Below are 26,243 nucleotides of genomic sequence, written 5' to 3'. Positions count from 1 at the left end.
GGGTAGCGGCGGAGCAGGGCGCGGTCCTCGCCGTGTTCGCGACGCGGCGCTGAGGTACGAACTGCGGGCTCTATATGAAGTTTGTGTCGAGGATCAGCAATGACGCCGCCACGCTCCTGCGCAAGGCGCGTTCGACCTCTTCCACTGACACGGCCGAATCGACATTGATCGCGTCTTTGGCTGCGCTCAAGACCGTGTCACCGACGGCAAGGAACCTCTCTGACTTTTGTCTGAATCCAAATCCAGAATAGATGATGGCCACCAGCGCATCTTTCGCGGGCTCGTGATCGCCTCGGTCCCCTTGACCCTCGAGAAGAAGGCCCACTGGGCGGATGGGCGCTCGCTGAGGTGCAGAAGCAAGTTGCTGCGCCTGCTGGAGTGCAGCCATGAACTCGGCCTTCGTGGGGTCCGCCAACAAGGTGACTTGGAACCCGCATTCGGTGAGGAATTCCTTCCATGCTTCGATGTCCAGGTACACACCGCGGATATCGCCAATACCGACCGCCCCGAGCTTGCCGACACCCACGACCATGGCACGCAGCTTTCTGGTGGGCGACCGCCGGCGCAAATAGAGGTCGCCATTCATGTCTGAGGAGATGAACGGTCGTTGCCGACCCTGCGTTGCCTCCACCACGCGAGTGGAGGCTTGAGACACCGCGGCCCAAAGTGACGATTGCTCGGATTTCAGTTCATGCAGCAGCGCTGATGTGTAAGGCGAAAGCGCGTTGCCGCCGTCCATCGCAGGCTGTCCAGGCAAGGCGGCGTACGCGACGATCTGCCCGCGCGCAGTGACTCGACACGGATGCGCTCCCCGATCGATTGCTTTTCTGCTTCCCTCGCACGCACGCGCAGCACGTTTGACCACCACAACATGCCGCCAAGACCCAAAGCCAACGCGAACGCTACCGATGCGCCCTGGAGCGTGCGTCGCCGCAGCAAGACCAGTGCTTCTTCCTTGTTGGCCAGTGCCAGGGCCCGCGCGTCGTTCGCCTGGGCCATCGCTTCGTTTCTTTGGTGTTCCTCGCTAGCCCTGCGTTCCTGTGAGTCGACGCTCGCCGAAACGAACTCGCGGTGCGCGTCCGTCAGCGATGGTGCCCCGGGCTTCCATTCGATCATCCAGGCCTGCGCCAAGGTCAGCTCCTCGCCACGAAGAAGCAGCGCCTCGGGACGTTCCCGATGGTTCCACCGTTCGGCAAGTTCGGCCAGACGCGTGTGCTCACGGATCCACTCGATATCCAGACGCAGCGCGTCCGCCAGTTCGCCCAGGGAACGCGCGAACGAGCGGTCTGCGGTAAATTGGATGAAGTTGAGGCGAAGAAGCTCGGCCGGAACAAGCGCCTCCTCCACCGGAATGCCGACCACCGGGATGATTCTTTTAGAGAGCGCCTTCGCGCGCTGGACTTCCCACGCGCACCTCGCCGATCGGACGGAGGCGGGCGTGAGGATCCACTCGCAGCTCTTCCCGCCGCGCCTCGAGGCGAGCAGCCTGGATCCGGCATTGCAGTTGCACGGAATGGCGGGCGTCGGCAAGACCGAAGTCGCGGCTGCCTATGTCAATACCTTCGCCTTGGCTTACCCGGGCGGCGTGTTTTGGCTCAACCTCGCGGGCTTTCATCCACCTTCGCCCGTGGATGAGACAGCCGCCGCCGAGGCAGGGTCTCGCGCGCTCCACGCCCTGTTCGCGCACGAACCAAGTCTGCAGCGCGCCTTGCTGCACGATACAGACGGCAAGCCGCTTTCGGCCGTTGCCGCACGCGAGTCTGTGAGTCGCTGGCTCGCCACTGCACCAGGTCCGTACCTTTGGATCGTCGACAACGTTCCGCCCATGTCGCCGCTGGATGGGCGCGACCGGATCTTCCAATGGCTGCGCGCGCCGACGCCAGGGGGGCGGACCATTGTCACCACACGGGACAGCCGGATCGCGGCGGGCTTCACGGAAGAATGCCTCGACGTGCTGGAGGAGGCAGAAGCCCTTGCACTGCTGGCACGCTATCGGGCCATCCAGGAGTCGGAGCGGGAAAATGCCCTGTCGCTCGTGCGCCGGGTGGGAGGCCATACGCTGGCGCTCGTCCTGTTGGGGGAGCATCTTCGTCAGGGTGAAGGGCATGCGGCCATGCTGCAGCGGCTCCTGCATGTCGGCCTGGTGGAGCGGCTCGAAGTGATCGCAGAACTGCTGCGACCCGAACTGGGCGAGCGGGCGCGCAGCGTTGTTGCGGCGTTCAGTTTGAGTGTCAGCGACTTGTTGCCGGATGCGAAGCGTCTGCTGGGGCTGGCGGCGATGTGCGCACCGGTCGAGCCTATTCCTGACGAGTTGCTGCGAACGGCGTTCGGCGTGCAAGGCGTTGCTGAATCTCGACCGCCTCGATGCTGCCCGGCTGTTGTTGGAGCAGGCGACTGAGGGCTGGGCGCAGGAAGCGGATCCGTCGGATCCGATTGGGCTTCGATTTGCTATCAACCTGTTCACAGCGCTGCTGCGGCAAGGCGAGGAGAACCAGGCCCGTCGGATCTTCGATCTGCACTTGCACGCTTTGTGGAGTACCCCGCGACTCGAGATCGATCCTGCCATGCGGGAGTTGATCGCCGACCTCGACGGGGTCCTGCAACAGCATCCCCAACGGGCCGAAGTTCTCAAGGGCATCTGACGGCATGAGGGCCCGCCGCCCCAAAGGGCCCGAAGTTATTGTGAAACTGGCCGAAGGCAGATCGGCGTGGGGCCGTTTTCGCGGCCGACACACGCGGTGTTCAGCCGAGCCTCGAGCCTGCGAGCGCCCAAGAGGTGTTCGAGCAACACGTTGCGATTCCGCCTGCCATCTGAACGGCCCAAGCGCTTCGGCGTCCTTGGCGGTCGGTATTGCGTTCTCGAGTAACCACCTAGAGGATGCGGCTCGTCGGTTCGTCAGCGCATTGCCAAGGAGCCGCGATGCTGGCCGGAGGGCTGAATCGGCGGCCGCGGCGACGCGCGCCTCAGCTTCATGCTGAACCGGAACTGGTCCGCCGGATGCAGCTTGACCGACACTTCGGCCGACCTTGTCGGAGGTCGTCCGGTAGGTTCGACGCCCATCGACAACGCTCGTGTCCGGGTCGACGTGCAAACTGGCTGCGACATCGACGGGGACGATGTGCACGCGAATCGTCTGCTCGACTTCGACGAGTCGATCACCGTGCACGTCTTCGATGAGTTGCCATGTCGGGCCGCGCTGACGGCTCATCAGCCGTTCGACGCGGGCGTAGTCGACGCTGGACCAGGCTCTGGTGGCGAAAGCCATTGCTCGAGCCAACGATATCCTGGGGACTACCGGCATCCGCTTCGTACCAACGTGGCAGATGAAGGTGAACGAGCAGGGTACGTCCGGCATCGTGCCGCTTTGTCTGGTCGATTCTGCGAAACGAGCGAACACGCCGGCGGCGGTACCGCAGGACTGCTGTTGCGTCTTCGTGAAGCCCATGTTTCTCGCGACTCGTGACTTCTGGCATGCCGAACCTGCCGACGGATAGGGTGAGCTTCCATGCGTCCGCGCCAGCGCATTGCCCGCCTCTCAGGCTCCCTCGTTGATGGCCGCGAGCAACTTAGTGCGAACGGCAGCTGTTGGACGAACGCCTTGATGCGTGCCAGGCGAAAATGCGGGGTGAGCAAGGCTCGCGAAATTCGCCCACTTTGCCATGCCGCGCGAAGGAGGCTTTACCATGGCGCGAGATACTGCCGTTCGAAGTCCGCTGGGCCGCCGCAGGCCGTTTTTAACCTTAGCGAGGAGCGAAAAATGAGCGAGACCACCCAGCCTGAAAGCGCATCCACTTCCACGATCGTGGAGGCGCTGGACAAGAACAAGGATGCCACTGAAGAGGTCAGAAAAGTGGCTGACGATCTTCTGGTCGTGCATACGGTCCTCAAGGAAGAGATCTCCCAAGACGCCATCACTGACGTGGTGGAACGCGCGGTTGAGCAAGCTGTTGAATTGGAGAAGCGGCTGACCAAGTCAGCAGAACTGCTTGATGAGGTGAATGAGTCCCTTGAGCAAGCAGCCCAAGGCAGCGGCGGACGTTCGGCTGGGAGTTCCCCGACGCCAGCGACGCCGCGCGTTTGATAAGAGTGCATCGGTAATTCGGACAGGCGGTTGACCTACAAGCGGGCGGGGGCGTGATCTGCGCTAATCACGAGCGCTATCAGGCCCGACCGGGTAATGTTTAACTGAGCGCCACTGGCGTACCCCGATGCCGCTCAACACCATCCTCATCGAGGACAGCGAGACAATTCGCGAAAACCTGATTCCGACGTTGGCGGAGTTGGCCAACGCGCGGGTGATCGCGGTCGCCACGACCAGTGCAGAGGCCATCGAGGCACTCGATCGACATGCCAAAGAATGGGAGTTGGCGGTGGTGGACCTTTTCTTGAAGGAAGGCTCCGGAATGAGTGTTCTGCGGGCCGCGCGGGACCGATCACCGCTTCAGCACATGCTCGTCCTGACCAACTATCCAACGGCTGAGATTCGTCGAAGGTGTATGGACCTCGGAGCAGACGGCGTTTTCGACAAGTCCACGGAACTTGAGGCGTTTTTCGATCTCTGCATGTCCTACGGCGCATAGCCGAGCGCCGGCTTTAACCCTTGTTCGGAGATTTTTGTATGACCACCGATCTCGAACTGAAGACTGAGCCTGTCATGAAAGCTTTTGCCGAACTCGATGCGCTGACGAGTCGGTTTCTCAGGCACCTTGGCGGTGCGAACGTTGCACCCCTGTGCCGCGGCCATGTCCAGTCAATCTCGCCCGCTGCGGACAAGTTCACAGGGCAGTGCCTGGATACGCCCTACATCGTCCGGTGGGGGGCAGTGGCTGTGGAGGGCCGGCCTACGCTTGAGGAGTTCGAGTTTACGGCTCGGTACGAGGGTGAGCCTGTGGTCCTGGCACGCGTCTATCTTGGACTCACGGGAAAGCTGTCGCTGGACTCGGGCCAGCTGGTGCCCCTGTGCGACTACGACGATCCGGAGGTTGCCCGCATGCTGGCCGGCCTGGTGCTGACCGGCCTTCTGAGCTCGGTGATCTATGCGCCTCGGGATCGAGTCTTTGCTCTGGACGACCGGGAAGACTCTGGGCCCGACGTCGATCAAGCCGCAAGCTGACCAACGCCCCTGGCCAGGCGCGGATCCACGAGGGCACCTCAGAGCGGTTAAAAAATCCGCATTTCGGGCTCTTGAAAAGACCATAGGCTGCTCCTAACTCGCTGATCGGAAGCGCCGGAGACGCCTCCGGCGCTCTGTTCAACCTGAATGGAGGTACTCGCCATGTATCGATCGCTTTTCCCGCGCGACCTGTTCGCCGAGATGGATCGCCTGCAGCGCGACATGCAGCAGGCCCTGGATCCGTCGCCCAGCATTCGCGGACTCAACCGCGGCTTCCCCGCCCTGAACGTCGGAGGGACGCCCCAGACTTTGGAGATCTACGCTTTCGCTCCAGGCCTGGACCCGGATGCGTTGGAGGTCACCCTCGACCGAGGCATCCTGACCATTGCCGGCAGTCGTGAGCCTTTGCGCCCGGACGACGGAAACAGCGAGGGAAGCGCGACTGTCCATATCAGCGAGCGCTTCGACGGCCCATTTCGCCGGGTCATTGCCCTTTCGGACGACGCCGACCCGGACGCGCTGAGCGCCACCTACCGAGACGGCGTCCTGCGCATCACCATCCAACGCCGGGCGTCGAGCCAGCCGCGACGCATCGACATTCAGTGAAAGGAGCCAACATCATGAACGACCTTGAAACCCGCACCCCCGGCGCTTTGAGCTCGACGAAAAAGGACTCCCCTTCGTACGGCCCCGCGGCGCTCACGCCGGCCGTCGACGTGGTGGAAGACAGCTCAGGCATCACGCTCTACGCCGACCTGCCAGGCGTGTCGAAGGAGAAATTGCAGATCCAAACCGAATCCGACACGCTCACCCTCGAAGCCGAGCTCGACATCCCGGTGCCCGAGGGCCTTCAATCCACCCATACCGAGGTGGCACTGGGACGCTTTCGCCGAACGTTCAAGCTGAGCAAGGAACTCGATCCTTCCAAGGTGACGGCAAAGCTTGTGCGGGGCGTGCTGTCCCTGCGGATACCCAAGGCTGAGCATGCGCAGCCGAGGCGCATCCAGGTGGACGGCTGAGTCCAGCAACCGACAGAAACTTGTCGGTTGCGCCGACTTGAAACGCAGCAGATTGAGCGATATTCTCTCGCGCGCTGACGTTTGAAAGGAGATGTCATGTCAGTTGAATTCTTGAGGCAGATCGCAGCCACGCCACTTCCCAAGTCGTTCAACGCTGCGAAGGATATTGATGCCATCAGGATCCTTCGGCAGGCCGGCTTGGTGCTGGCATTGGTGGACGAGCCCGCTGAGGGCGGCGCCAGGGTCCTTGCGGTGACGGACAAAGGGCGCGACGAGCTCTTGCGATTTCACTACCCAGAAAATCAACGGGTCCGAGGCGTTGACTTCTGGTTGCCGCGGGCCGCACAACGCGCGCGTGAAGCCATCAAGCGTGGTCTCGGCGCCGGTTAGACGCGACCACCTCTTGCATCACGAGCGAAGGCCACAGTCCCGTCCTCCGGGCTTGTGGCCCACGCTGAATGAACCAGCGATCTGTCGCGCTTGGGTGAGAAGGAGGGAACCATTGTTCTGTCGAGCAAAGCAGCTGAAGCGCTGGTCGCAGGCTATTTAGCCGGACAGGCGTCGCCACCGGCTGTGCACCAGGCAGTGGTCCTTGCTGCCAGAGCGCGGCTGATCGACGGCGATGTTCCGGTACTTGATGAAGTGTTGTGCACCGTCATTGACCATGGTGTCGAAGCCGAGCGCGCTTTCGAAGATCTTTCGCCTCACACCCATGGCACCATCAGAGAAAGGAGTTGATCATGTCTTCAAGATTTGAATCTTCCTTTGCAAAAGCAGGTCCCAGCCGCAAGACGATGAGCGTAAGCGCCAGCCAGCGCGTCATGAGCGAAAAGGAGATTCAGGCATACTTGGTCTCTCGCGACACGGTGCGCCGTATCCAGCGGATTTCTTCGCTCCTCCTTGCGCCGCCGCGCCGAGGTGTTGACCATCCATCGCACTGATGCCGGTATGCGGGGGATCGCTCCAGCTCATGGGTGAGCGGGCAGCGATTCAGGGTGAGGCGATTCGCGGTCCTCGCCGTTGGCGTTTGCCAGGACCATGGTTATGCTGTTCGCTAGGCTGCCCATACCGCCGCCTGGCCATTTTCGTGGCAGGCCCCGCAGGCGCGGGATTGACAGGCTTTGCAGGTGGTCGCGTGCCGCAGTGGCGCAGCGGGCGTCACCACCCGCTTTCAAGCGTTTTGGTCTGACGCATATTGATTGCGCAATCTCACAGGGAACGCTCGACAAGGGGGTGGATCCTCCGAATGCAATCAAAGGAGCCTGTCATGAGAGCCTTGCTACCCATCTGGATCATTGGCGCACCACTGCTGTATGCGATTTTCGACGCGGTACGCACGCCGAAACCGCCGCGTTAAGTTCGACGGCTTTCGAAGCAGCTAGCTTATTGCCTTTCACTGGGGGACAGCCTGCTTTCTGTAGCAGGGCCTTGATGCATGATCACCACGGCGTGAATCCGCGGATGCGCCGCGGCGATCGTGCCGCAAGCCACCGTTGTCGATGACGACGGGCTGCGCGCGTCTTGGCGCTCGCGTCAGCGATGATTCGTGCGGACCCGGCAGCGGGGCCGCCGGGGGCGAATCCGGCGTGGAGTCATCCTCACGTGTGTGTTGACCACGTGTGCAGGCCGATGCATCCCGATCGGAAGCTGGCTCCGGCGTACTTGACGCCCTGACGGATTCGACATTCCAACGAGGAACCCAAGCTTTTGCCAGGTATGCGGTGAGCCCAAAGTGGAATCGGGCGCTGTGGTTGCGCCGACGAAACGGGGCGCCGCCGTTTTGAGCTACAACATCAAAGGCTTCCGATGGTCACTCTGCAACGTCGACTGCTGCTACTGACGTCCCTCGCCATTCTTCCGTTGGCTTTGGTCCTCGGCTTTGCACTGTTGACGCTTTTGGGTCAGCAGCGCGCGCAGATTGAGCAGTCGACCTTGAGCCTCGCCCGGGCCTTGGTTGCTTCGGTGGATTCCGAGCTCAAGCAAACGGTCTCCGCCCTGCAAGCGCTTGCATTGGTAGAGCAGCTCGCCGACGCCGACGCTGGCGAGAACCCGAGCGCCTATGCGTTGGCCAAGGCGTTTCGGGTGTCCCGACCGGAATGGCGTGGGATTGTGCTCGCCAGGCCGTCGGGGGAGGTTGTCTTCGAAACCGAAAGCCCGTTCGCAGCGGCGAACTGGACCGTCATGGAGCCATCGTCAGTCGCGGAGGTGGTGCGCAACCGTGCAGCTGCTGTCGGCCCCCTGGTGCAGGGTCCCAACGGGAACTGGGGCTTTACGGTTCGAGTCCCGGTGTTTCGCCAGGACGAGCTTGTATACGTTCTCGCCGCCATTGTCGATCCAGGCGCGATCGGCCGAGTGTTGGATCGACAGCGTGTGCCGCAGGGATGGGTAACGTCGGTTTTCGACTCCAACAACCGCCGCATCGCACGGTCGCGAGATCCGGCAAAGAACCTGGGCTCGGCTCCCAGTGCCTCGCTGCAGGCCTTGCTGGCACAGGGGTCCGGTCGCAACGAGGTCGTGGGCACCACGTTGACCTTGGAGGGCGACAAGGTGCATACCGCTGTGGTCCGAATTCCCTTGGCCGGCTGGACCTTGGCCCTTGGAGCTCCCACGGCGGTGGCTGAGACCGCGATGTGGCGCTCCGCGATCGCGTTCGGCGGGGGGCTGTTCCTATCTCTGTGCCTTGGAGGCATGGCTGCCTGGCGGGTCTCCCGCAGCATCGTGCAGCCGGTTGCCCAGCTTCGCGACAACGCCGCGACGTTCGGCAAGGGCGGCCCTTTCTCGCCGATCAAGGCGGGTTTCGTCGAAATCGAGGCGGCGTCGGACGCGTTGGTTGAGGCGGCGGAACTGCGCTCCGCGGCTGAAGCAGAACGCGAACGACTGCTTGTCGCCGAGCAAGCAGCACGAAGCATCGCAGAGGAGGCGCAACAGCGCCTGCAGCGGCTCGTAAGCGCCAGCGCGCTGCTCTCGCGATCGCTCGAGGAAGATGCGATCCTTGGCGCGATGGCAGCGGTGGTCGTGCCAGACATTGCAGATATCTGTCGCATTGATCTGCTGGATGGCGACGGCCAACTGCAGCGGAAGATGACCAAGCACGCCGATCCCGCTCGTGCAGAGGCCATCGCTCAGCTTGTAAGCACAGGAAAGGTCTCGGCGACCACGCCTGGTTCCTTTCCATGGGTTATGGCTTCGGGCCAGACCTATTTGCGCAATTTCGATTCGACCGAACACGACGACATTGTCGATCCGACATTTCGAGCCTTCGCCCGCACGGTCGGAATGCGCGCGGTCTGCGTGATCCCGTTGGTTGCTCGGGGCCGCACGATCGGCGCGATGGCCGCACTGCACACGGAATCGGGTCGCCGCTTCACGGCTGAAGACGGAGCGCTGATCGGCGAACTGGCGCAGCGAGCGGCTCTCGCGCTGGACAACGGCCGCCTGTACAGCGAATGCAAGGCGGCGCTGGAGCTCGCCGAAGTTGCCAACCGTACCAAGGACGAGTTCCTTGCGATGCTGGGACACGAACTTCGCAATCCTCTCGCTCCGATGGTCACTGCGCTCGAACTGATGAAGCGCAGGGACGACACGGTCTTCCCTCGAGAGCGGCAGATCATCGGCAGACAGGTGAAGCACCTCGCCCGCATGGTCGATGATCTCCTGGACATCTCGCGTATCACCTCTGGAAAGGTCAAGCTGAATGCGGAAACGGTCGACGTGCAAGAAATCGTCACCAGGGCGTTGGAACTCACGATGCCTCTCCTGGAGACACGCGCCAGCCTGCCGCTGGTCGTTGCCCCCAACAGTCCGATCCTTGTGCGCGGCGACTCGACAAGGCTGACGCAGATCGTTTGCAACCTGTTGAACAACGCCGCCAAGTTCACAGCCAAGGACAAGCCCATTCGGATTCAGTGGCAGCGCACGCGGACCGATGTGTGCTTGACGGTGGCCGACGAGGGCATCGGAATACCGGCCGCTCTGCTGCCTCGCATCTTCGATCGCTTCGTTCAGGGCGAGCAGCCGCTCCAGCGTGACAGTGGCGGCCTTGGGCTCGGACTGGCCATCGCGCGAAGCCTGGTCGAACTGCACGGTGGCCACATTCGCGCAGCAAGTGGAGGGCCGGGGCTGGGAAGCGTCTTTGAACTGACGCTGCCTGCGATGGCGCGGGAGGGCTTGGGTGAAGGTGATGCAGGGCGGGTTTCGGCCGACGCACCCGTGCGACCACCAGGGCGACTGCTGGTTGTGGATGACAACGCGGACGCGGCGGAGGTCCTGGCGCTCATGCTGCAGCTTGAGGGGCACGAGGTCAGGACCGCGGGGAACGCCCCAGAGGCGCTGGCGTTGCTGGAGACCTATGAGCCCGAGGCGGCCATTCTCGACATTGGCCTGCCGGGCATGAACGGCTACGAGTTGGCGCAGGCGCTTCGGGCTCGCCCGAAGACGGAAGGGATGCTGCTCATAGCGCTCACAGGCTATGGCCAGGAGTCAGATCGCATCCGGGCGCTGGCCGCCGGCTTTGACCTGCACATGGCAAAGCCTGCACAAATCGAAGCACTGCGTGTTGCACTCAACCACGTTGTGCGCGCTCGGGCGTGACGTGCCGGGGAAGATATCGGACCCGCGGCCGTCATTGGAAAAGGTCTAGATCAAAGCGCAGCTCTCCATTGGGCGCAGCAGATGGCCGTGCGCGAGGGATGAGAGCGTCCGGTGAGCGCACTCCAACTTTCCCGAAACCAACAAGCGCTGACTTCCCGCGCGGCGACAAAGCCTCCTCCGTTGTTCGCCATCTCCAGACGCATGTCGCCGTCATCACCTACTGCGTGAGCGTCCAGCCATCCCATCTTGAGTTTCGGCGAGCCGTATAGGAGTCTCGAATCCACTTAACTTCTTGGTGGATTCGTGAACACTATGCCTGCAGCTTTTGTTGGTGGCCGTCGTCGCCGCCGTCACAGCGACGAGTTCAAGGCCAATGCCGTGGCGGCCTGCCTGCAGCCTGGCATCCCTATGGCAGCCGTGGCGATGGCCCACGGTATCAATGCCAACCTACTGCGACGCTGGGTTCGTGAGGGGGAGACCCTTCCGGCGAACGACAAGCAGAGCGGCGATGGTGCGGTGCGGCCCGGGCCAGCGTTCGTTCCGCTGGCAGTCCCGCCGGCCACTACGACAGCAGACATCCGCATTGAACTGCGCCGAGGTCCGATGTCGATCGTCGTGACGTGGCCGGGGAGCGCCCCGAGCGAGTGCGCCGTCTGGATCCGTGAGTTGCTCCGGTGATCCGCATCGACGCAATGTGGCTGGCCGTGGAGCCCATCGACATGGGCGCCGGCATGGACCGGCTTCTTGCGCGCGTCGTGCAGGTCTTCGGCGCCGCTCAGGCGCATCACGGCTACATGTTCGCCAACGCCCGCGGCACGCGCATCAAGCTGCTCGTGCACGATGGCTTCGGTGTCTGGTGCGCCGCGCGCAGGCTCAACGCCGGACGCTTTGCCTGGCAGCAGGCGAGCTCGACGTCTCCTGCATCACTATCGCTCACGAGCGCTCAATTCGACGCCTTGATCCTGGGCCTGCCTTGGCAGCGCCTGCCGGAGATGAGCCTGATCACGCGCGCCTGAGACACCCGCCGTGATGCGTTGACAGCGCATGTGCTGATGCCGTCCAACGGCAACTTCTGGCACGATGCAACGCATGCTCGGCATGCGCGATCTTCCCCCGCTCAACTTGCAGGGCGTTCCGCCCGAAGCGGCGGCATTGATCGCTCAATTGCAGCAGCGTCTGAGTGTTCAGGATCATCAACTCGCCCAGCGCGACCGTGAGCTTGCCCAGACCCAGGAGCTTCTGCAGCGCAAGGAGCGCGACCTCGCGCTGCGCGAGGCCAAGATCGAGAAGATCACCTTCGAATTGGCGCGCCTGAAGCGCTGGAAGTACGGCGCGAAGTCGGAGGCGATGAGTGCTGACCAGCGTCGCCTCTTCGACGAGACGCTCGCTGAGGACGAAGCGAGCCTGCGCGAGCAACTGGAGCGCTTGCGCCGTGAAGCGGCGGCCACGGATGGTGCGAACATCAAGCCCAAGCCGCCGCCACGTCAGCCGCGGCGCCAGCCGCTGCCGGCGCACCTGCGGCGCGTCGAGCATCGCCACGAACCAGAGAGTACCGACTGCGCAGAACCCGGCTGCGGCCGACCGATGATGCGCATCGGCGAAGACGTCAGCGAACGACTGGACATCGTTCCGGCGGAGTTCTTCGTGCATCGGCACATCTACGGCAAGTGGGTCTGCCGCTGCTGCCAAACGCTCAAGCAAGCGCCGGCTGTGGCGGACGTGATCGATGGCGGCATCGCGGCAAGCGGGCTCGTCGCGCATACTCTGATCAGCAGGTTCGTCGATCACCTGCCGTACTACCGGCAGGAGTCGATCAACGCTCGCAGCGGGGTGCATACGCCGCGCTCGACGCTGGCATCCATCTCTGGCCAGGCGGGTGCGGCGCTGGAGCCGCTGTTCGATGTGCACAAGCGCTTCGTGCTGAGTTGCAGGGTCCTGCACGCCGACGAGACGCCGGTGGCGCTGCTCGACCCCGGCGCCGGCAAGACGCGCCGGGCCTACATGTGGGCTTATGCGAGGAGCTGGCACGATGCCGTGCCTGGTGTGGCCTACGACTTCTGCCTGGGACGCGGCGCGCAGTATCCGGTGGCGTTCCTCGGTGGCGACGAGAAGCGAGGCGAACGCCGATGGTCCGGCACGCTGCTGACCGACCGCTATGGCGCCTATGACACCGTGCTTGATGCGCGCATCTACCCCGACCGCATCGACGCAGCCTGCACAGCGCACGCGAGACGCAAGTACGAGGAGCTAGCGCGCGATGGAACGAGCCCCTTGGCTGAAGAGGCGATCCGGCGCTTCGCGCGAATCTACGAGGTCGAAGGCGAGTTCAAGGGCGTGAGCGACGAGGAGCGACAGACGCTGCGGCAACAGCTTGCCAAACCGCTATGGGACAAGCTGAGGAACTGGCTTGAACTGGAGCGGCGACTCGTCGTCGACGGCGGCGCCGCGGCGGGAGCCATCGACTACACGCTCAACCATTGGGAGGCGCTCACGCGGCCTCTCGATGACGGAGCGGTCGCCATCGATAACAACCATCTCGAGCGCCAGATCAAGCCCTGGGCCATGGGACGCCGCGCCTGGATGTTCGTGGGCAGCGAGCTCGCCGGACGCCGCGCAGCCATCGTGATGAGCCTCGTGCAGTCGGCCCGGCTTAACGGGCACGATCCCTGGGCGTACCTGCGCGACGTCGTTGCGCGACTGCCTTCGCAACTCAACAGCCGGATCGATGACCTGCTGCCACACCGCTGGCAGCCGCCGGCAAGCACATGAAGAACATCGAAACCCTGATCGAAGACGGTGGCGACATCACCGTTGGAAGCATCGGAAACATCGAATGCGCGGCGACTGCAGCTGACAGCCACAACACGCTGGCCATGCTCGTCAGGCGCGAGGGCGAAACGATCAACGCTCTGCTCAAGCGCTTGGACCGGGCGATCGGCAGGTACTACGAGACCGACGAGCCCACCGACGAGATCAATCCGCCCTGAGGACCAACGCTTGGTCGGTCAAGATGGTCGCGCTGGACGCTCACCCTACTGCAACCCCGAGACCGCCATCATCGACACCGGCGAGGCGTCTTGAACGCCTGTCATACGCTCACCTCCGGCGGGTCATCGACATCTGACTGACCCGTCGCTGTGCGTCGTCAAGCGACGGGGAAGACCGGATAGACACGCACGGGCGGCGCGGCAAGCTCTTCCGTAGCCGCATCTCGCAGTACCGCTTGTAGCCGCAACCGGCCGGCAATGCTCAGTCCACCTTGACGTTCGCGCTCTTCACGATCGCACCCCACTTCGGCACTTCCTTCGCCAGGTAGCTGCCAAAGTCCGCGGGCTTCATCCATTCGGCAGTGAAGCCCTGGGCCGCCAGCTTGTCCTTGATCTCGGGCATGGCCAGTATCTTTTGCAGGTCGTTGTTGATCTTGTCGATGATCGGTCCTGGCGTGGCGGCTGGGGCCATCATGCCGATGAATGCGACGGCCTCGAAATCGGGATAGCCCTGTTCGGTCACGGTCGGCACGTTGGGCAAGACCGGCGAGCGCTTCTTGCCGGTGACCGCCAGCGCCTTGAGCTTGCCCGAAGTGACGAACGGCGTGGCCGAGATCATGGTGTCGACCATGTAGGTCGTCTGGCCTCCCATCACGTCGGTCAATCCCGGGCCGCTGCCCTTGTACGGTACATGGATTGTCTTGATACCCGCGGCACTGTTGAGCATCTCTCCGCCCAGGTGCGTCGACGAGCCGTTGCCCGAGGATGCGAACGACAGTTCGCCCGGCTTGGCCTTGGCCGCCGCGACGAGTTCCTTAAGATTGCTCGCGGGAAAGTCGGGTCGTGTCACCAGGACCAGCGGGCCGGTCATGATCATCGACACAGGCGCCAGATCCTTCAACAGGTCGTACTTCAGTTGCTCCTTGGGGAACAGCGTCATGTTGATCGCGTGCGACGTGGCAGCGATCAGGAGCGTGTACCCATCGGCAGGCGCTTTGGCTACGAAGTCGGCGCCGATGTTGGACCCGCCGCCAGGCTTGTTCTCGACAATGAAAGACTGCTTTTCCATCTCGCCGAGTTTCTGAGCCACCAGGCGCGCCACGATGTCGTTCGGCCCACCGGGTGCATACGGGACGATGATCCTGACGGGCTTGGACGGATATTTGTCTTGCGCATAGGTCCACGGGACTGCGAATGCGGCCGAGGCGGCTAGCGCGATGACGAGGGGCTTGAACATGGCTTGTCTCCAGTTGTTGAATGGGATGTCGAGCGGGTGCGCTCAGGTCTTGTAGGAGGGGTCTTCGCGATCGAGTTGGCGCAGCAGGGCAGGCCATTCCATCGGAGCGAAATTGACCTTGCCATCGGGGCCGTAGCGCCTGGCCATCGCGGCGGCGAGTTCGGGGCTGGGCATGCTGATCTCAGCGCCGCTGGCCAGCACGTCGACCTGCACCTTGCAGGCGGTCTCCAGCCAGTACATGAGGTTCCATGTGTCCTGTACCGTCGGCCCACAGGCCACGAGGCCATGGTTACGCAGGATGAGGGTGCTGTGCGGCCCGAGGTCGCGCGCGATCCGGTCGCGCTCGCTCATGTCGACTGTCGGTTGTTCGTAGTCGTGGAAGCCGATCGCGCCATGGAAGCGCATCGCGGTCTGGGTGAGCGGTAGCAGGCCTTGCTTCATCGCCGAGACCGCCATGCCGGCGCGCGTGTGGGTGTGCATCACGCACTTCAGATCGGCGCGGGCGCCGTGCACCGCGCTGTGGATCATGAAGCCCGCGCGGTTCACCGAAAACTCGCCGAACTCGCCCTCGGGCTTGTCGACGATGTTGCCGTCGAGGTCCAGGGTGTAGAAGCATGATGCCGTGATCTCCGTGTACATGAGACCGAACGGGTTGATCAGGAAGTGCTTGGCGTCACCCGGCACCTTGGCCGTGATGTGGTTGTAGATCAGGTCGCTCATGCCGTATTTCGCGACCAGGCGGTAGCAAGCGGCAAGATCGGTGCGGACCTTCCATTCCTCGTCGCTCACGCGATCGCGGACTGAGGCTGGGCGAGATGGGACGACGGCGTTCATGGCATCGGGCCTTTCATTCATCAGGATTGCGGGCGGCCGGCGAGCATGCGGCGTGCCGTGTAGCTCAGGACGGGTTCCCCGCGCTGATTGAAGACTTCGATGCTGGAGTCGACGATCGCGCGGTTGCCCTTCGACGTCGGCTTGACGCCAGCGACCTCGATCACCGCATGGATGGTGTCGTTGACGCGCACCGGCGCGAGGACTTTTTGCGTGCATTCGAGCATCGCCATGCCCGTGCCCTGGATCATGGTCTGCAGGATGAATCCTTCGATCAGCGAGTAGGTCAGCGCGGCTGGCACCGGCCGACCACCGATTGCGCTCGCTGCGCCTTCGGCGTCGATGAAGATGATCTCCAGCATGCCCGTGCAGGAGATGAAGTTGACGAGATCGGTCTCGGTCACAGTGCGGTTGAAGGTCTGGAATTTCTGTCCGACCTTGAGGTCCTGCCAGAAGAAGCCGTGGCCCAGCAGCGGGTACCTGGCGGTGGGTCCTGTCATATCGGTGCTCCTTGCAGCGCGGGTCGTTCAGTCGCGAGCGGCTCGATGCCTGCTTCGCTCAGTACTTGATGGGTGTGCTCGCCCAAGCGTGGCGCCATGCGCACCGGCAATTTCCTGCGGTCGATGCGCACGGGTGCGCCGGGGAAGCGCAGCGTTCCCATCTTCGGGTCGTCGATGGTCTTGAAGAAGTCCGTCGCCTTCAGGTGGTGGTCCTTGGCAAGGTCCTCTAGGCGGTTCATGCGCGAGGCCGGCACTTCCAGGCGTTCGAATACCTCCAGCCATTCATCGGTGCCGCGTGTCTCGATCACCTGCGCGGCCAGCGTGTAGAGCGCGTCAATGTGTTTGGTGCGCTCCGTTATGTTGGCGAACCGCGGATCGGCAGCTGCCTCGGGCATGCCGCCCTCGGTGAAGAAGCGCTTCCAGTGTGTGTCCGTGTAGGGCATCGCGCAGAGATAGCCGTCCGCGGTGCGGTAGGGCCGGCGATGCCTGGCAAACAGGCGCGGATACCCGGTATCGGCCAACGGGGGCGCGAAGTGGTGCCCGTAGAAGTGTTCGACCAGGTTGAACGACACCATCGATTCGAACATGGGAACCTCGACATACCCGCCCTTGCCCGTGCGCTCGCGCCGGAACAGCGCGGCGAGGATGGCGTGGGTGGCGACCAGCCCCGAGGTCTTGTCGGCCGCGATCGTCGGGAAGTACTGCGGTGCGCCGGATTGCCGCTCCATGAGTGCCGCGCAGCCCGACAGTCCCTGGATGATGTCGTCGTATGCCGGCATGCCGCCGTAGGGCCCGTCTTCCGCGAAGCCATGAAGGCCCACGTAGACCAGGCGCGGATTGCGAGCGAGCAACGTGTCGGGGTCGAGACCGATGGCCCCGAGTTTTTGTGGGCGGATGCTGTGCATCAGCACATCGGCGGTGTCGACCAGCTGGAGCAGCGCGGAACGAGCGTCGGCGCGTTTCAGATCCAGCACCACGCTGCGCTTGCCGCGGTTGACACCGAGGAAGATCGCGCCCATGCCGGGCTCTGTGCTGGGGCCGGTCCGGCGCGTGGAGTCACCCTCGGGAGGTTCAATCTTGACGACGTCAGCACCGTACTCCGCCAGGTTCTGGCTGGCGTAAGGGCCGAGCACCACGGCGCTCAGGTCCAGCACGCGCACCCCGGAAAGGGGCAGGTCGTCGTCACGGGGTGCGCTAGTTGTCATGGTGGGGCGGCGGGTCTTGGGCCGCTTGGTTTGTTCGGGAATGCGTGAATGGTAGGAACCGAGGATTGCGGCGTCCAATACCGTTCGAATCACTTTCGATACACCACGAGTATCACCATGGAACTGAGGCAACTCCGACAATTCGCCGCCGTTGCGGAGGCACTTAACTTCCGCCGCGCCGCCGAGCAGCTGCACATGGCACAGCCGCCGCTGTCGGTCGCCATACGCAAGCTCGAGGAGGAAGTGGGTACCGCTTTGTTCGAGCGGCAGCCGCGCGGTGTGACCCTCACCGCCGCCGGCGTCGCCGCACTAAGCATTGCGCAGCAATGCATGGCCAGCGCGGACGAGTTGCGTGACGCAGCCCTCGCAGCGGCCGGCGGCGAAGGTGGTTTGCTGCGCGTGGGCTTCGTGGGATCGGCCACTTATTCCCTGATGCCGAAGTTGCTGCCCGCGTTCCGGTCGCGCTACCCGCAAGTCGAGCTGGTGTTGCGCGAGTCAACGAACCTCGAATTGCTGGCACTGGTCGAAGGGGGGCAACTCGACATCGGACTGGTGCGCTACCCGACGGCCTCGGCCAGTGCCTTGCGGTTCGAGATCGTCGAGCGAGACGTGTTCTGCGCCGTTCTGCCGGTCCGGCACGCGCTCGCGAAGCAGCGGCGCCTCAGCTTGGCGGAACTTGCCCGGTACCCGTTCATCGACTACGCCTCGACTCGAGTGCCCGGTCTTCATGCCATGGTGATGCTGGCGTTCCAGCAGGAGGGACTGACCCCTCGTGTGTCGCAGGAAGCAACGCAGGTGCAGACAGTGATCAGCCTGGTGCAGAGCGGGATGGGCGTGGCACTGGTGCCTTCGGTCAGCGCGCGGCTGGCTGCGCGGGGCGTCGTCTTCCGCCCTGTCAGCGGGTTACCCGCCTCGGCGGCCGTCTCGATCGCGATGGCATCGCGAGCGCGCGGAAATAACGCTGCTGCGGAACGTTTTCGGGAGCTGGCGCTGGAGGGCTCGCAGCCGCTGAAAAGAGCGAGGCGCAGCCCAGCGTTGGGCGCAGCAGATGGCCGTGCGCTGGGTCCAACACAACGTTCTCAACCTGCCGGCGCCGGTCTCCGGTCTGCGCTTCAGCGAAACCTTCGCGATCATGCCAAGTAGAAACCGATCTCAGCGCCAGCGGGTCGAACACCATCATTGATCGAGGCCTGCCAAGGACACTGTGAAGCGGAACGGGCACTGACCCAGGAGCTCGCGGGCGATGCCGGCGGTCGCGCTGCCGGCCACCGTGATCTCGATGTGAATGCCGAAATCCGGATCGTTGAAGACTTCGAGCCGAGAAGTGGGGGCGCCGGCATCCTGCAGCGCCGTACGCAGGGCATCCGCGATCTCGCGCTGCCTGAGCTCGGGCTTGAAGATCTTGCCAACCCCGGTCAGGGGCATGGACGTCACCAACCGGATCGCTTCGGCATCGCTGCGCGCTCGGTGATTTGCTCCCGGGCAAAGGACAGAAGCTCGTCCTCCGTGGCACGAACGCCGGGCCTGAGTTGCACATAGGCGACGGGTAGCTCGCCGGCATTCGCGTCGGGGCGGCCGACCGCGGCTCCTAGTCAAAGGTTGACCATCCGACGTGCGAGTCGTGCAAGCTTGCTGGTCCCAGGGGAGCGCGAGACACGATGTTTCCCCAGACACCCTGGCCTATGTGGGCAACGGTGGATGCGTCGAAGAATGCGCCCGCATCCGACAGAACCGCGGAGAAGGCGCACGCACAATGCGCTCTTGCGTAGACACGGCACTGAACATGAGAAAACTGATTCTTGAACATATCGTCGCTTGCGGCGCGGCGCTTTTGGCTATCGCTGCAGTTGGTGGCTGCGCGAGTGTCGACAACAGCAATACGAACAAGAACTCGAGCGCCGGCGCATCGCTGCCTTCCGTGAATCTGGCGGGCTACATGGGCGAGTGGCAGCAAGTGGCGCACATCCCCAATAGATTTCAGCGCCAATGTGTGTCCGGCGCCAAGGCGAGCTATAGACTGCTGGATACCGGTCAGGTCGAGGTCCGCAATCAGTGCCGGACTGCGTCCGGCCTCGATTCGGTTACGGGGGTGGCGCGCCCGCGCGCGGGCGCGACCATAGAGTCTGGTGAACTGCGACCAGGTTCGCTTGAGGTGGCGTTTGCGCCGAGTTGGCTACGGTGGACACCGTTCGTTTGGGCCGACTACGACATCGTATATCTATCACCCGATCGAAGCTTGGCCGTCGTCACTGAGCCATCCCGCACATACATGTGGGTGCTCTCGCGCACTAGTGAAATTGACGAGATGGGCTGGCGCGGCATCGAACGCCACTTGTTGGACTTGGGCTTCGTGAGAGACCAGTGGGTCAAGGACCGAAGTTGAGCGGCCTCTGAGTCCACATCTTGACGGTGCGTAGAGGCCGCAGCCGCTGGGAGCGCCGGGAACGATGAATTTCCGACACTTCGACGCCAAGGAATTCGGTCGTGCCCTGCGCAAAGCGTGCAGCTCAAACAGGTCGGCCTTCGGCTGACAGGTTCAAGTAGTTCTGAGGCCAGGCGGTCACCGAGGTCGTCAGAGTCCTTGAAGAAAAAAGAAATGCGGCATTTCAACTTTGCTGGCGATGCGACATCTGAACTTGGGTTTGACACTGGAAACTTGACCGGCAGTTGTTCGACGCCATTGAGCCCTCGGCCAAGTAACTGCGGGCGCGCTCACGGAAGCTGGGTAGAGCAGGGCCGGTGTTAATCGAGGTCGTCTTGACGCCATCATCGCTGCTATCGGCAGTTACTCGCACGCGCCCCGGCCGGCCAACGTCGCGACCAGAAAATGTCGGGTGCCGCTCGCCAATTGCCCTGCCTGCGGTCGTTCGCCATCTCGGAGCCGACCGTTGGCGGACCGGCCAACGTCATGGAAGCGGCGGCACCGGATAAATCAATCGCCTTTACGGATTTTGGGGGCTGGATTTAGCCAAAGCAATTGCTAAATGAACGTCGATTAAATCATAAGCTGTTGATTTAATTGAAGAATTTCATTGTCAATTTCGGCGCTAATGATAATTGGATTTATCATCTGAGGTGAGACAAGGGCGCCTCCGGACCCGTCGTTCCCGAGGGGAGGGTGCCGGGGGCAAACACCTCGTCGACCTCTTCACCGCGCTCCAGCTGTCCAGCCTTTGATCGGGTGGATCTCGCCACCCTTTGCGTTCGACCTGTCCATGCCAACCTTGTCCACCCAGCAGCTGGCGCACCTCGAGGATGAGGAGGTGGCGCGCCTGGCCGCGATGTGGCGCGCCCGGGCCCTGCGCGGCGACCGCGGGGCCAATGGCATCGCCCACGCCTTCGAGGTCGAGCAGCGCCGGCGTACCCGAGCCAGTTACCTGGCGCAGCTGCCGCCGGAGCCGGTCCCGCGGCCGCGACCCTGGTGGAAGTTCTGGGGCGCCCCCGACGACAGGAACCGGGACCCGGGGTGGCCTCCGTGAAGCGACCGAAGGCACTACCGCGCAAGCTCCACGGCGGGCATTTCGCCTTCATGCGCGCGCTCGCCCAGGGCCTCGATGAACGCGCGAGCTGGGACCGGTACTTGCGGCTCGAGGGCGAACACGCCGACCTGCGCACCGTGCGCAGGACCATCGCCTGGATCCGCGACGAGTTCGCCGCCGCGGCCCGGCGCGAGAACAAGCCGGGGACGGCGCGCCTGATCCTGCTGGACCCGGACCGGTTTACCGCGGCGCCGAAGCAGCCGACCCTGGCCGAATTCGCCGCCGAGCGGGGCCTGGAGGATTTTTCGGAAGCCGAGCAGCTCGAGGCCTACGAAGAGGCCTTTCCTCCAGGCGGCCGGGGAGGGCGGGGCAAGGCAGCGTTGGGCAGGGCCGCGCTGGGAGGGCAGGGCGGCGCCGTCCCGCCGACGCGCCGCAGCCGCGTGATCGCGCGGCAACTCGAAGCGTTGCGCTGGCTGCAGGACCTCGTGGCGCAGGATCCGCGCCCGGCCGACCGCGTGGGGGCTTGGTTGAATCCCTCACAGGCCGCGCGCCTCGAGCGCGCGGGGGTCTCAACGCTTTGGGATCTGGTGGAGCGCATCAATGGGATCGGTGCCCGCTGGTGGGTGCAGGTGCCGGGTGTGGGAGAACGCAAGGCCTCCCGGATCCAGGAATGGTTGCAGGCGAACGAGGCCGTCCTGGGGCTGCGAGTTGGGCGGCATGTGCTGCAGCCGCGTTCCGAGTTGACGCCGGTCGTCCTGGCCGGGGTCGTGCCGGCGGCCACGGCGCTGCGTCCGTTCGAGAAATTCCTGGTGCCGGCGGCGCTGGACGGCAGGGCGGGGCGGTTCAGGGCGCCGCTCGAGCAGTGCGTTCTGTTGGCGCGCAACGACCACGAGGCGATCGGCGCCTGGCTGGCTTCCAAAAGGGCAGGGCGGGGGAACGAGTTGTCGGCGACGCAGCGGGCCTATCGCAAGGAGGCGGAGCGCCTGCTCTTGTGGGCGGTCCTCGAACGGCAGAAGGCGCTGTCCTCGTTGACGGTGGAGGATGTGAACGAATTTCGGTCTTTCCTCGCGGATCCACCGGCAGCCTGGTGCGGGCCCCGCCATCACCAGCGCTGGTCGCCGCTGTGGCGGCCGCTCGAAGGGCCGCTCTGGGCGGTCGCGCTGCGGCATGCGCTGACCATCCTCAAGGGCTTGTTTGCTTTCCTGATGAGCCAGGGCTATGTGACGGGCAATCCGTTCGCGGCCGTCGCGTTGCCGACGCATCCGCCCCGGCCCTTGGGTTCAAGTCGAACCCTGACCTTCGCCCAGTGGGATCACATCGAGGCGCTGCTGGACCAGCATGTCGAGACGGAAGCCGGACGCCGGCTTCGGCGCGCCATGCACTGGCTCTACGCGACCGGGCTGCGTCTGGCCGAGATCACGAGCGTGAAGTGCGAGGACCTCGAGAAAATCGAGTACCGGGCCACCGATGGGACGATGGCGACCGATTGGACAGGCCAGCCTTTCCCTCGGATGCAACGTCGTCGTTCCGGATCCTGCGTACCTTTCGACGATGGATCTTTTTTCCGAGCGGCCAGTCTCCAAGCCGCTCCAGCCGGTCGATGACCACATCAGCCTGATCCCGGCTGGTGATGAGGCCTTGTACGAGCTGCTGACGGCCAGTACCGATGTTGTCTTGCGCGCTCGTACCGCGCTGCGCGCTCTCGCACCGAAATTCGATCTCTGCATCATCGACACGCCTCCCGAGCGCAATTCATTGCTCGTCGGCGCGCTTGCAGCTGCCGACTTCGTCATTACGCCCATGACTCTCGGCCTGTACGAACAGGGTGGGGTCGCCAAGCTGTTCAACACGATCCAGGGAACGCAGTCGGCGTTGAATCCCGATCTGAGGCATCTGGGCATCCTATTGATGAAGACGAACGGCCGCAGTGCCAAAGAGCGCGCGATGGTTCAGCACATGCGCTCCGAATACGGAGACTATGTGCTCTCCGCTGAGCTGCCCGAGCGTGCCGCTGTGCGGCATGCGGTCAACACCAGATCACCGGTCTGGGAGAGTCCTCGTGGTTCGAGCCACGAGAAAGCCGCGAAAGAATGGCGTGACGCATGCACCATGATCCTCAAGGAAATCTCGAAATGAATGCCGCTGTGAACCCCGCCGCGAACCACCCGCTCGGTCAAAGCATGGCCGATATGTTCAAAAGCGTTCAGAAGGCCGCACCGAATGAGGTGGACATCAGCTTGATCGACATCGCCGACCAGGAACGCAAAGAGTTCGAGGACGAGCACAACAAGCTTTCGGACCTCGCCGAGACCATCAAGATCCATGGCGTAATCCAGCCCGTTTTGCTCCGCGCGCGCCCTGCTGGTCGATACGAGCTGGTCGCCGGCGAGCGCCGCTTGCGCGCCGCGAAGCTCGCCGGCTTGACCAAGATTCCGTGCCTGATTCGATCGCTCACCGATGACCAGGCCGTCGATGCCCAGTTCATCGAGAACATCCACCGCAAGAATCTCACGCAACTCGAAGAAGCCGGCCAGCTGAAGAAGATGCTCGGCGTGCTGAGCGGCGACCGCGCTGCGCTCGCCAAGAAGGTCCAGAAGAGTGAGGCATGGATCACCCAGCGCCTTAACCTGCTTGATCTTCCTCCGCAGGCCCGGCGCCTCATCGACGAGGGAATCAGCTCCGATGTCACGGCGATCAACAACGTGCGTCAAATCGAGAAGGTCAACCCCGGTGCGGCCAAGGCTCTCGTCGACCAGGCCGCTGCCAAGCCCGGCGCTACCGACTTGCGCAAGAAGACCGATGCTGCGAAGAAGGAAACCAAGGTGCACACGCTGCCGGGCAAGAGCCCTGCACCGGGCAAGCCGTCAGGACCAGCACCGACGACCGCCACTCCCCGCGATCGTTCGGTGGAGGAGCCGGGTACGCCTTCGGTGATGGGCGGCGGAAGCATTTTCCCGACCGCACCGATGAAGCCGCATGAGAAGGCGATTACTGCTTTGGTTGACGCTTCGCGTAAGCCGGGCGCAGTTGCGGTTACGATTGTCGCTTCGGTTTCCAGTGCCGACCTCGAATTGGTCGTCAAACACGGTCAGGCCTTTTTTGATCGCGGCCTGGCAACGGAGGATCTCGCACCGGCGCTCATCGCCGGACTCGCACGCAACGAGTTCGGAAAGGGGCCGGTCGAGTTGTTCAATCTCGCCGCGTTCCTGCTTGGGCAGGGCAAGGCGGAAAAATTTGAAGTTGACCAGGCGTTAGCCAAGATCATCACCGCGAAATGACGACCAAACTTTCCGAGACCTTGATGCCCCCCGACGAGTTCGAGGCGACGATGCTTTATTTCGTTGTCCGGCAGGGGAACAGTCGCGACATCGCGCATGCGTATCACGTTCTCGGAATGCCGGCCAGCACGATCGCCTCCCAGTACGGCTGCTCAAAGCAAAACGTCGTGAAGGTCCTTGCGCGCTTTGCTACGGCGTACGAGCGCTACAACCTTGGTAAGCGCAATGCCGCCGCGTCCGCTCAGCGCGCGGCCGTCAAGGTTGCTTCGAATGATGCTTCGCCAAGGTCAGCAACGAAGAAAGTAGGAGCCGCTAAAAAAGCGTCAGCGAAGCCGGCGGCGAAGAAGCCAGCTAGGAAGACCGTGCGATAGGCCGCGATGGCTAGAGCTTTGCTACTGCTTGCGCGTTAGTAGGCGAATTTCCGCTCCACCGCCGCCGCCACCGCCACCGCCACCACCACCGGTGCCACTGCCTCCACCATTGCCATCGGTAACCATCTTGGACAAGATTGGGCTGAATACCAAATCCTTGCCCCCTAGCGGCATCGCCGCGAGTTCCATCAGAGCGGCTTTTTGCAGTGCAGCGTTCAAGCGCTCTGCAGTGTCCGAACTCAGGGAAACGCCCTCAATTGATATCTTGAATTCGTGCTTTGCTTTAGTTGTGGGCATGGGGACTCTCCTGGCCATGGTTGTAGATAGAGGGGCAAACAGCACACGCAGATGGTCCTTCCTGCGCAAACCATCGACAAGATGGGCGAATTGAGCATCGCTCCAGGGTCTGCTTCGCGTGAAGCACGATGGGGAACGACTGATCGGCAACGCGGTTTGCCTGCGAAATCACTGAACACTTTTCGCCCGTCCAGTGCGTGCACTCATGCTCAAGGCAGCGGTCTGCAAACCTGAATCTGTGTTCGGGTACGCCGACTTTAGACGCCAAGGCGGCAAAATTTGTGTCAACGGTCAAGGCTGGTTCAATACGCCCCACCAGTCCGTCCGTTCCGACTATTCCTATCAAAAGGGCGCCCTCGGAACAGAGTGAGCTCGGACACAGCGCGGTCCTGCCACGAGTAGAGGAATTTTCCATAGCTGTGTTTCGGTTGGCCAATCACTTTGGACAAGGCGGGCAGGCCGGCGCTTGACGGCCGCCGGCCTTGCAAATGTCACTTCCTAGCGTGCTCGATACCAAAGACAACAGAGAAGCCGTTGACCGTCGATCTGGCGGTTTGGCTGTTGATCGCGTTTAGGACCGCACGGGTGACAGCTTCGGTCGCATGCTCTAGCACGACGCCGCCACCGCCGCCGCCGCCACCACCACCACCGCCGCCGCCGCCGCCGCCGCCGCCGCCGCCGCCGCCGCCGCCGCCGCCGCCGCCGCCGCCGCCGCCGCCGCCGCCGTCATCGGCCGCGAGGTTTAGCTTGATCCAGAAGCCCGCGGTAATGACGCCGCCACCACCACCGCCGCCACCACCACCGCCACCACCACCGCCACCGCCACCGCCACCGCCGCCACCGCCGCCTTCGTCCAGCGCGTGCATCACGGCGGAGGTCAATGAAAATGCGAAATCAGAAAGAGTGATTGCATGGGTTTCCCCATCGTTTGTCGGGACTTTTTTATCAGGCGCTTCAGTCATGGTACTTCTCCAAAAGGTCTATCGATGTGAACTCAAATAGCAAGAGATAAGGTCGCGCGTTGCTATGGCTTCATACGCTACCCCTCATCGCCGTGCGTCCTGGATTTCAACAATTGGTCGAACAGAAATAGCCTCCGTCGCGAATTCGATCACTACAGCAGCGCGGGCCGCATCCTCGATGGTCTGGGCGATTTCCCGCAGGATGTGACCGCCGCCGCCGCCGCCGCCGCCGCCGCCGCCACCGCCGCCGCCACCGCCGCCGCCGCCACCGCCGCCGCCGCCGCCACCGCCGCCGCCGCCGCCACCGCCGCCGCCGCCACCGCCGCCACCGCGCGCGTTGTAAAAGGTGTCGCGCCGGTCGCCGCCGCCAAGC

General features: G+C 63.4%; 33 protein-coding genes and 1 pseudogene. 22 read left to right on the top strand and 12 right to left on the bottom strand.

The window, feature by feature from the left end; all coding sequences use genetic code 11:
- Positions 1-70 precede the first annotated feature (70 nt).
- Positions 71-739: a hypothetical protein gene (locus ACSFBL_RS33815; protein WP_435520188.1), complete on the bottom strand. Its 669-nt coding sequence runs from the start codon at positions 737-739 to the stop codon at positions 71-73.
- Positions 685-1,362 carry a hypothetical protein gene (locus ACSFBL_RS33810; RefSeq protein ID WP_435520187.1) on the bottom strand — a complete coding sequence of 226 codons (678 nt, stop codon included), beginning with the start codon at positions 1,360-1,362 and terminating at the stop codon, positions 685-687. Before ACSFBL_RS33810 ends, ACSFBL_RS33815 begins: the two co-directional genes overlap by 55 nt.
- A 76-nt stretch (positions 1,363-1,438) precedes the next feature.
- Between ACSFBL_RS33810 and ACSFBL_RS33805 the strand changes: the two genes are divergently transcribed.
- From ACSFBL_RS33805 to ACSFBL_RS33765, 9 genes are all read left to right on the top strand, one after another.
- Positions 1,439-2,398, top strand: a complete 960-nt coding sequence (locus ACSFBL_RS33805; protein WP_435520186.1) for an NB-ARC domain-containing protein — start codon at positions 1,439-1,441, stop codon at positions 2,396-2,398.
- Positions 2,343-2,642, top strand: a complete 300-nt coding sequence (locus ACSFBL_RS33800) for a hypothetical protein (RefSeq protein ID WP_435520185.1) — start codon at positions 2,343-2,345, stop codon at positions 2,640-2,642. Before ACSFBL_RS33805 ends, ACSFBL_RS33800 begins: the two co-directional genes overlap by 56 nt.
- A 363-nt stretch (positions 2,643-3,005) precedes the next feature.
- Positions 3,006-3,464 (top strand): hypothetical protein, encoded by a 459-nt coding sequence (locus tag ACSFBL_RS33795; RefSeq protein WP_435520184.1) that lies wholly within the window; start codon positions 3,006-3,008, stop codon positions 3,462-3,464.
- Positions 3,465-3,758: 294 nt separating this feature from the next.
- A complete protein-coding gene (locus ACSFBL_RS33790) occupies positions 3,759-4,082 on the top strand; it encodes a hypothetical protein (RefSeq protein ID WP_435520183.1) in 324 nt (107 codons plus the stop codon).
- A gap of 127 nt (positions 4,083-4,209) precedes the next feature.
- The gene (locus ACSFBL_RS33785) at positions 4,210-4,581 is read left to right on the top strand and encodes a response regulator (RefSeq protein WP_435520182.1); all 372 of its coding nucleotides are present in this window, start codon (positions 4,210-4,212) and stop codon (positions 4,579-4,581) included.
- Positions 4,582-4,619: 38 nt separating this feature from the next.
- Positions 4,620-5,114 (top strand): hypothetical protein, encoded by a 495-nt coding sequence (locus ACSFBL_RS33780; protein ID WP_435520181.1) that lies wholly within the window; start codon positions 4,620-4,622, stop codon positions 5,112-5,114.
- 162 nt (positions 5,115-5,276) lie between these two features.
- A complete protein-coding gene (locus tag ACSFBL_RS33775) occupies positions 5,277-5,720 on the top strand; it encodes an Hsp20/alpha crystallin family protein (protein WP_435520204.1) in 444 nt (147 codons plus the stop codon).
- A 14-nt stretch (positions 5,721-5,734) separates the two neighbouring features.
- Complete coding sequence (locus ACSFBL_RS33770) at positions 5,735-6,133, top strand: Hsp20/alpha crystallin family protein (RefSeq protein ID WP_435520180.1); 399 nt, start codon at positions 5,735-5,737, stop codon at positions 6,131-6,133.
- Between the two features lie 96 nt (positions 6,134-6,229).
- Positions 6,230-6,523 carry a hypothetical protein gene (locus ACSFBL_RS33765; RefSeq protein WP_435520179.1) on the top strand — a complete coding sequence of 98 codons (294 nt, stop codon included), beginning with the start codon at positions 6,230-6,232 and terminating at the stop codon, positions 6,521-6,523.
- Between the two features lie 156 nt (positions 6,524-6,679).
- Here the strand turns inward: ACSFBL_RS33765 and ACSFBL_RS33760 are convergent, their stop codons facing one another.
- Complete coding sequence (locus ACSFBL_RS33760; RefSeq protein WP_435520178.1) at positions 6,680-6,841, bottom strand: hypothetical protein; 162 nt, start codon at positions 6,839-6,841, stop codon at positions 6,680-6,682.
- Positions 6,842-6,873: 32 nt separating this feature from the next.
- Between ACSFBL_RS33760 and ACSFBL_RS33755 the strand changes: the two genes are divergently transcribed.
- The 6 genes from ACSFBL_RS33755 to ACSFBL_RS33730 all read left to right on the top strand — a co-directional run bounded on the left by ACSFBL_RS33755 (position 6,874) and on the right by ACSFBL_RS33730 (position 13,710).
- Positions 6,874-7,074 carry a hypothetical protein gene (locus ACSFBL_RS33755; RefSeq protein WP_435520177.1) on the top strand — a complete coding sequence of 67 codons (201 nt, stop codon included), beginning with the start codon at positions 6,874-6,876 and terminating at the stop codon, positions 7,072-7,074.
- An 865-nt stretch (positions 7,075-7,939) separates the two neighbouring features.
- The gene (locus tag ACSFBL_RS33750) at positions 7,940-10,723 is read left to right on the top strand and encodes a hybrid sensor histidine kinase/response regulator (RefSeq protein WP_435520176.1); all 2,784 of its coding nucleotides are present in this window, start codon (positions 7,940-7,942) and stop codon (positions 10,721-10,723) included.
- 312 nt (positions 10,724-11,035) lie between these two features.
- Positions 11,036-11,401, top strand: a complete 366-nt coding sequence (gene tnpA, locus ACSFBL_RS33745) for an IS66-like element accessory protein TnpA (protein WP_435520203.1) — start codon at positions 11,036-11,038, stop codon at positions 11,399-11,401.
- Positions 11,398-11,739, top strand: coding sequence for an IS66 family insertion sequence element accessory protein TnpB (tnpB, locus tag ACSFBL_RS33740; protein ID WP_435520175.1), 342 nt, complete (start codon positions 11,398-11,400; stop codon positions 11,737-11,739). Before tnpA ends, tnpB begins: the two co-directional genes overlap by 4 nt.
- Positions 11,740-11,812: 73 nt before the next feature.
- Positions 11,813-13,492, top strand: a complete 1,680-nt coding sequence (gene tnpC / locus ACSFBL_RS33735) for an IS66 family transposase (RefSeq protein WP_435520174.1) — start codon at positions 11,813-11,815, stop codon at positions 13,490-13,492.
- On the top strand, positions 13,489-13,710 hold the full coding sequence (locus tag ACSFBL_RS33730) for a hypothetical protein (RefSeq protein WP_435520173.1): 222 nt from the start codon (positions 13,489-13,491) through the stop codon (positions 13,708-13,710). Before tnpC ends, ACSFBL_RS33730 begins: the two co-directional genes overlap by 4 nt.
- A 262-nt stretch (positions 13,711-13,972) precedes the next feature.
- Here ACSFBL_RS33730 and ACSFBL_RS33725 read toward each other — a convergent pair whose 3' ends face one another.
- From ACSFBL_RS33725 to ACSFBL_RS33710, 4 genes are read right to left on the bottom strand one after another with little or no spacing between them, the layout of a single operon-like run.
- Entirely contained in the window at positions 13,973-14,947 is a 975-nt protein-coding gene (locus tag ACSFBL_RS33725) for a tripartite tricarboxylate transporter substrate binding protein (RefSeq protein ID WP_435520172.1), read from the bottom strand.
- A gap of 42 nt (positions 14,948-14,989) precedes the next feature.
- Positions 14,990-15,781, bottom strand: a complete 792-nt coding sequence (locus tag ACSFBL_RS33720; protein ID WP_435520171.1) for a class II aldolase/adducin family protein — start codon at positions 15,779-15,781, stop codon at positions 14,990-14,992.
- A gap of 20 nt (positions 15,782-15,801) precedes the next feature.
- Positions 15,802-16,278 carry a MaoC family dehydratase gene (locus tag ACSFBL_RS33715; protein ID WP_435520170.1) on the bottom strand — a complete coding sequence of 159 codons (477 nt, stop codon included), beginning with the start codon at positions 16,276-16,278 and terminating at the stop codon, positions 15,802-15,804.
- Positions 16,275-17,483: a CaiB/BaiF CoA transferase family protein gene (locus ACSFBL_RS33710; RefSeq protein ID WP_435520202.1), complete on the bottom strand. Its 1,209-nt coding sequence runs from the start codon at positions 17,481-17,483 to the stop codon at positions 16,275-16,277. The genes ACSFBL_RS33715 and ACSFBL_RS33710 overlap by 4 nt, the downstream gene beginning before the upstream one ends.
- 117 nt (positions 17,484-17,600) lie before the next feature.
- On the opposite strand from ACSFBL_RS33710, the gene ACSFBL_RS33705 reads away from it, so the two are divergent.
- A complete protein-coding gene (locus ACSFBL_RS33705) occupies positions 17,601-18,626 on the top strand; it encodes a LysR family transcriptional regulator (RefSeq protein ID WP_435520169.1) in 1,026 nt (341 codons plus the stop codon).
- A gap of 33 nt (positions 18,627-18,659) precedes the next feature.
- On the opposite strand, the gene ACSFBL_RS33700 is transcribed toward ACSFBL_RS33705, so the two are convergent.
- On the bottom strand, positions 18,660-18,917 hold the full coding sequence (locus tag ACSFBL_RS33700) for a hypothetical protein (protein WP_435520168.1): 258 nt from the start codon (positions 18,915-18,917) through the stop codon (positions 18,660-18,662).
- Positions 18,914-19,057, bottom strand: a pseudogene (locus ACSFBL_RS33695) (AMP-binding enzyme); the annotation flags it as partial. The pseudogene ACSFBL_RS33695 and the gene ACSFBL_RS33700, both read right to left, overlap by 4 nt.
- Before the next feature lie 209 nt (positions 19,058-19,266).
- On the opposite strand from ACSFBL_RS33695, the gene ACSFBL_RS33690 reads away from it, so the two are divergent.
- The 6 genes from ACSFBL_RS33690 to ACSFBL_RS33665 all read left to right on the top strand — a co-directional run bounded on the left by ACSFBL_RS33690 (position 19,267) and on the right by ACSFBL_RS33665 (position 24,611).
- Positions 19,267-19,866: a lipocalin family protein gene (locus tag ACSFBL_RS33690; protein ID WP_435520167.1), complete on the top strand. Its 600-nt coding sequence runs from the start codon at positions 19,267-19,269 to the stop codon at positions 19,864-19,866.
- An 832-nt stretch (positions 19,867-20,698) separates the two neighbouring features.
- Positions 20,699-20,962: a hypothetical protein gene (locus ACSFBL_RS33685; RefSeq protein WP_435520166.1), complete on the top strand. Its 264-nt coding sequence runs from the start codon at positions 20,699-20,701 to the stop codon at positions 20,960-20,962.
- Positions 20,959-22,566 carry a phage integrase family protein gene (locus tag ACSFBL_RS33680; RefSeq protein WP_435520165.1) on the top strand — a complete coding sequence of 536 codons (1,608 nt, stop codon included), beginning with the start codon at positions 20,959-20,961 and terminating at the stop codon, positions 22,564-22,566. The genes ACSFBL_RS33685 and ACSFBL_RS33680 overlap by 4 nt, the downstream gene beginning before the upstream one ends.
- Positions 22,514-23,098 carry a ParA family protein gene (locus ACSFBL_RS33675; RefSeq protein ID WP_435520164.1) on the top strand — a complete coding sequence of 195 codons (585 nt, stop codon included), beginning with the start codon at positions 22,514-22,516 and terminating at the stop codon, positions 23,096-23,098. Before ACSFBL_RS33680 ends, ACSFBL_RS33675 begins: the two co-directional genes overlap by 53 nt.
- Positions 23,095-24,240 (top strand): ParB/RepB/Spo0J family partition protein, encoded by a 1,146-nt coding sequence (locus ACSFBL_RS33670; RefSeq protein ID WP_435520163.1) that lies wholly within the window; start codon positions 23,095-23,097, stop codon positions 24,238-24,240. Before ACSFBL_RS33675 ends, ACSFBL_RS33670 begins: the two co-directional genes overlap by 4 nt.
- Entirely contained in the window at positions 24,237-24,611 is a 375-nt protein-coding gene (locus tag ACSFBL_RS33665; RefSeq protein ID WP_435520162.1) for a hypothetical protein, read from the top strand. The genes ACSFBL_RS33670 and ACSFBL_RS33665 overlap by 4 nt, the downstream gene beginning before the upstream one ends.
- Positions 24,612-24,632: 21 nt before the next feature.
- Here ACSFBL_RS33665 and ACSFBL_RS33660 read toward each other — a convergent pair whose 3' ends face one another.
- From ACSFBL_RS33660 to ACSFBL_RS33650, 3 genes are all read right to left on the bottom strand, one after another.
- Positions 24,633-24,908: a hypothetical protein gene (locus ACSFBL_RS33660; RefSeq protein WP_435520161.1), complete on the bottom strand. Its 276-nt coding sequence runs from the start codon at positions 24,906-24,908 to the stop codon at positions 24,633-24,635.
- Between the two features lie 491 nt (positions 24,909-25,399).
- Positions 25,400-25,870 carry a hypothetical protein gene (locus tag ACSFBL_RS33655; RefSeq protein ID WP_435520160.1) on the bottom strand — a complete coding sequence of 157 codons (471 nt, stop codon included), beginning with the start codon at positions 25,868-25,870 and terminating at the stop codon, positions 25,400-25,402.
- Between the two features lie 84 nt (positions 25,871-25,954).
- On the bottom strand, positions 25,955-26,243 hold a 289-nt coding region (locus ACSFBL_RS33650; RefSeq protein WP_435520159.1), incomplete at its 5' end, for a hypothetical protein.

The sequence above is a fragment of the Variovorax glacialis genome (assembly GCF_051216375.1).
Classification (GTDB): Bacteria; Pseudomonadota; Gammaproteobacteria; order Burkholderiales; family Burkholderiaceae_C; genus Variovorax.
The sequence above is the reverse complement of the archived record's forward strand: the minus strand, read 5'-3'. Positions and strand labels throughout refer to the sequence as shown.

Bases quoted from the DNA above. Each gene is read 5' to 3' on its own strand.
- ACSFBL_RS33715 (WP_435520170.1), bottom strand. From the start codon at position 16,278: ATGACAGGACCCACCGCCAGGTACCCGCTGCTGGGCCACGGCTTCTTC.
- ACSFBL_RS33780 (WP_435520181.1), top strand. From the start codon at position 4,620: ATGACCACCGATCTCGAACTGAAGACTGAGCCTGTCATGAAAGCTTTT.
- ACSFBL_RS33775 (WP_435520204.1), top strand. From the start codon at position 5,277: ATGTATCGATCGCTTTTCCCGCGCGACCTGTTCGCCGAGATGGATCGC.
- ACSFBL_RS33655 (WP_435520160.1), bottom strand. From the start codon at position 25,870: ATGACTGAAGCGCCTGATAAAAAAGTCCCGACAAACGATGGGGAAACC.
- ACSFBL_RS33725 (WP_435520172.1), bottom strand. From the start codon at position 14,947: ATGTTCAAGCCCCTCGTCATCGCGCTAGCCGCCTCGGCCGCATTCGCA.
- ACSFBL_RS33705 (WP_435520169.1), top strand. From the start codon at position 17,601: ATGGAACTGAGGCAACTCCGACAATTCGCCGCCGTTGCGGAGGCACTT.
- ACSFBL_RS33770 (WP_435520180.1), top strand. From the start codon at position 5,735: ATGAACGACCTTGAAACCCGCACCCCCGGCGCTTTGAGCTCGACGAAA.
- ACSFBL_RS33660 (WP_435520161.1), bottom strand. From the start codon at position 24,908: ATGCCCACAACTAAAGCAAAGCACGAATTCAAGATATCAATTGAGGGC.
- ACSFBL_RS33750 (WP_435520176.1), top strand. From the start codon at position 7,940: ATGGTCACTCTGCAACGTCGACTGCTGCTACTGACGTCCCTCGCCATT.
- ACSFBL_RS33720 (WP_435520171.1), bottom strand. From the start codon at position 15,781: ATGAACGCCGTCGTCCCATCTCGCCCAGCCTCAGTCCGCGATCGCGTG.
- tnpA (WP_435520203.1), top strand. From the start codon at position 11,036: ATGCCTGCAGCTTTTGTTGGTGGCCGTCGTCGCCGCCGTCACAGCGAC.
- ACSFBL_RS33690 (WP_435520167.1), top strand. From the start codon at position 19,267: ATGAGAAAACTGATTCTTGAACATATCGTCGCTTGCGGCGCGGCGCTT.
- ACSFBL_RS33670 (WP_435520163.1), top strand. From the start codon at position 23,095: ATGAATGCCGCTGTGAACCCCGCCGCGAACCACCCGCTCGGTCAAAGC.
- ACSFBL_RS33790 (WP_435520183.1), top strand. From the start codon at position 3,759: ATGAGCGAGACCACCCAGCCTGAAAGCGCATCCACTTCCACGATCGTG.
- ACSFBL_RS33685 (WP_435520166.1), top strand. From the start codon at position 20,699: ATGCCAACCTTGTCCACCCAGCAGCTGGCGCACCTCGAGGATGAGGAG.
- tnpC (WP_435520174.1), top strand. From the start codon at position 11,813: ATGCTCGGCATGCGCGATCTTCCCCCGCTCAACTTGCAGGGCGTTCCG.
- ACSFBL_RS33675 (WP_435520164.1), top strand. From the start codon at position 22,514: ATGGATCTTTTTTCCGAGCGGCCAGTCTCCAAGCCGCTCCAGCCGGTC.
- ACSFBL_RS33815 (WP_435520188.1), bottom strand. From the start codon at position 739: ATGGACGGCGGCAACGCGCTTTCGCCTTACACATCAGCGCTGCTGCAT.
- ACSFBL_RS33710 (WP_435520202.1), bottom strand. From the start codon at position 17,483: ATGACAACTAGCGCACCCCGTGACGACGACCTGCCCCTTTCCGGGGTG.
- ACSFBL_RS33665 (WP_435520162.1), top strand. From the start codon at position 24,237: ATGACGACCAAACTTTCCGAGACCTTGATGCCCCCCGACGAGTTCGAG.
- ACSFBL_RS33755 (WP_435520177.1), top strand. From the start codon at position 6,874: ATGTCTTCAAGATTTGAATCTTCCTTTGCAAAAGCAGGTCCCAGCCGC.
- ACSFBL_RS33730 (WP_435520173.1), top strand. From the start codon at position 13,489: ATGAAGAACATCGAAACCCTGATCGAAGACGGTGGCGACATCACCGTT.
- ACSFBL_RS33765 (WP_435520179.1), top strand. From the start codon at position 6,230: ATGTCAGTTGAATTCTTGAGGCAGATCGCAGCCACGCCACTTCCCAAG.
- ACSFBL_RS33785 (WP_435520182.1), top strand. From the start codon at position 4,210: ATGCCGCTCAACACCATCCTCATCGAGGACAGCGAGACAATTCGCGAA.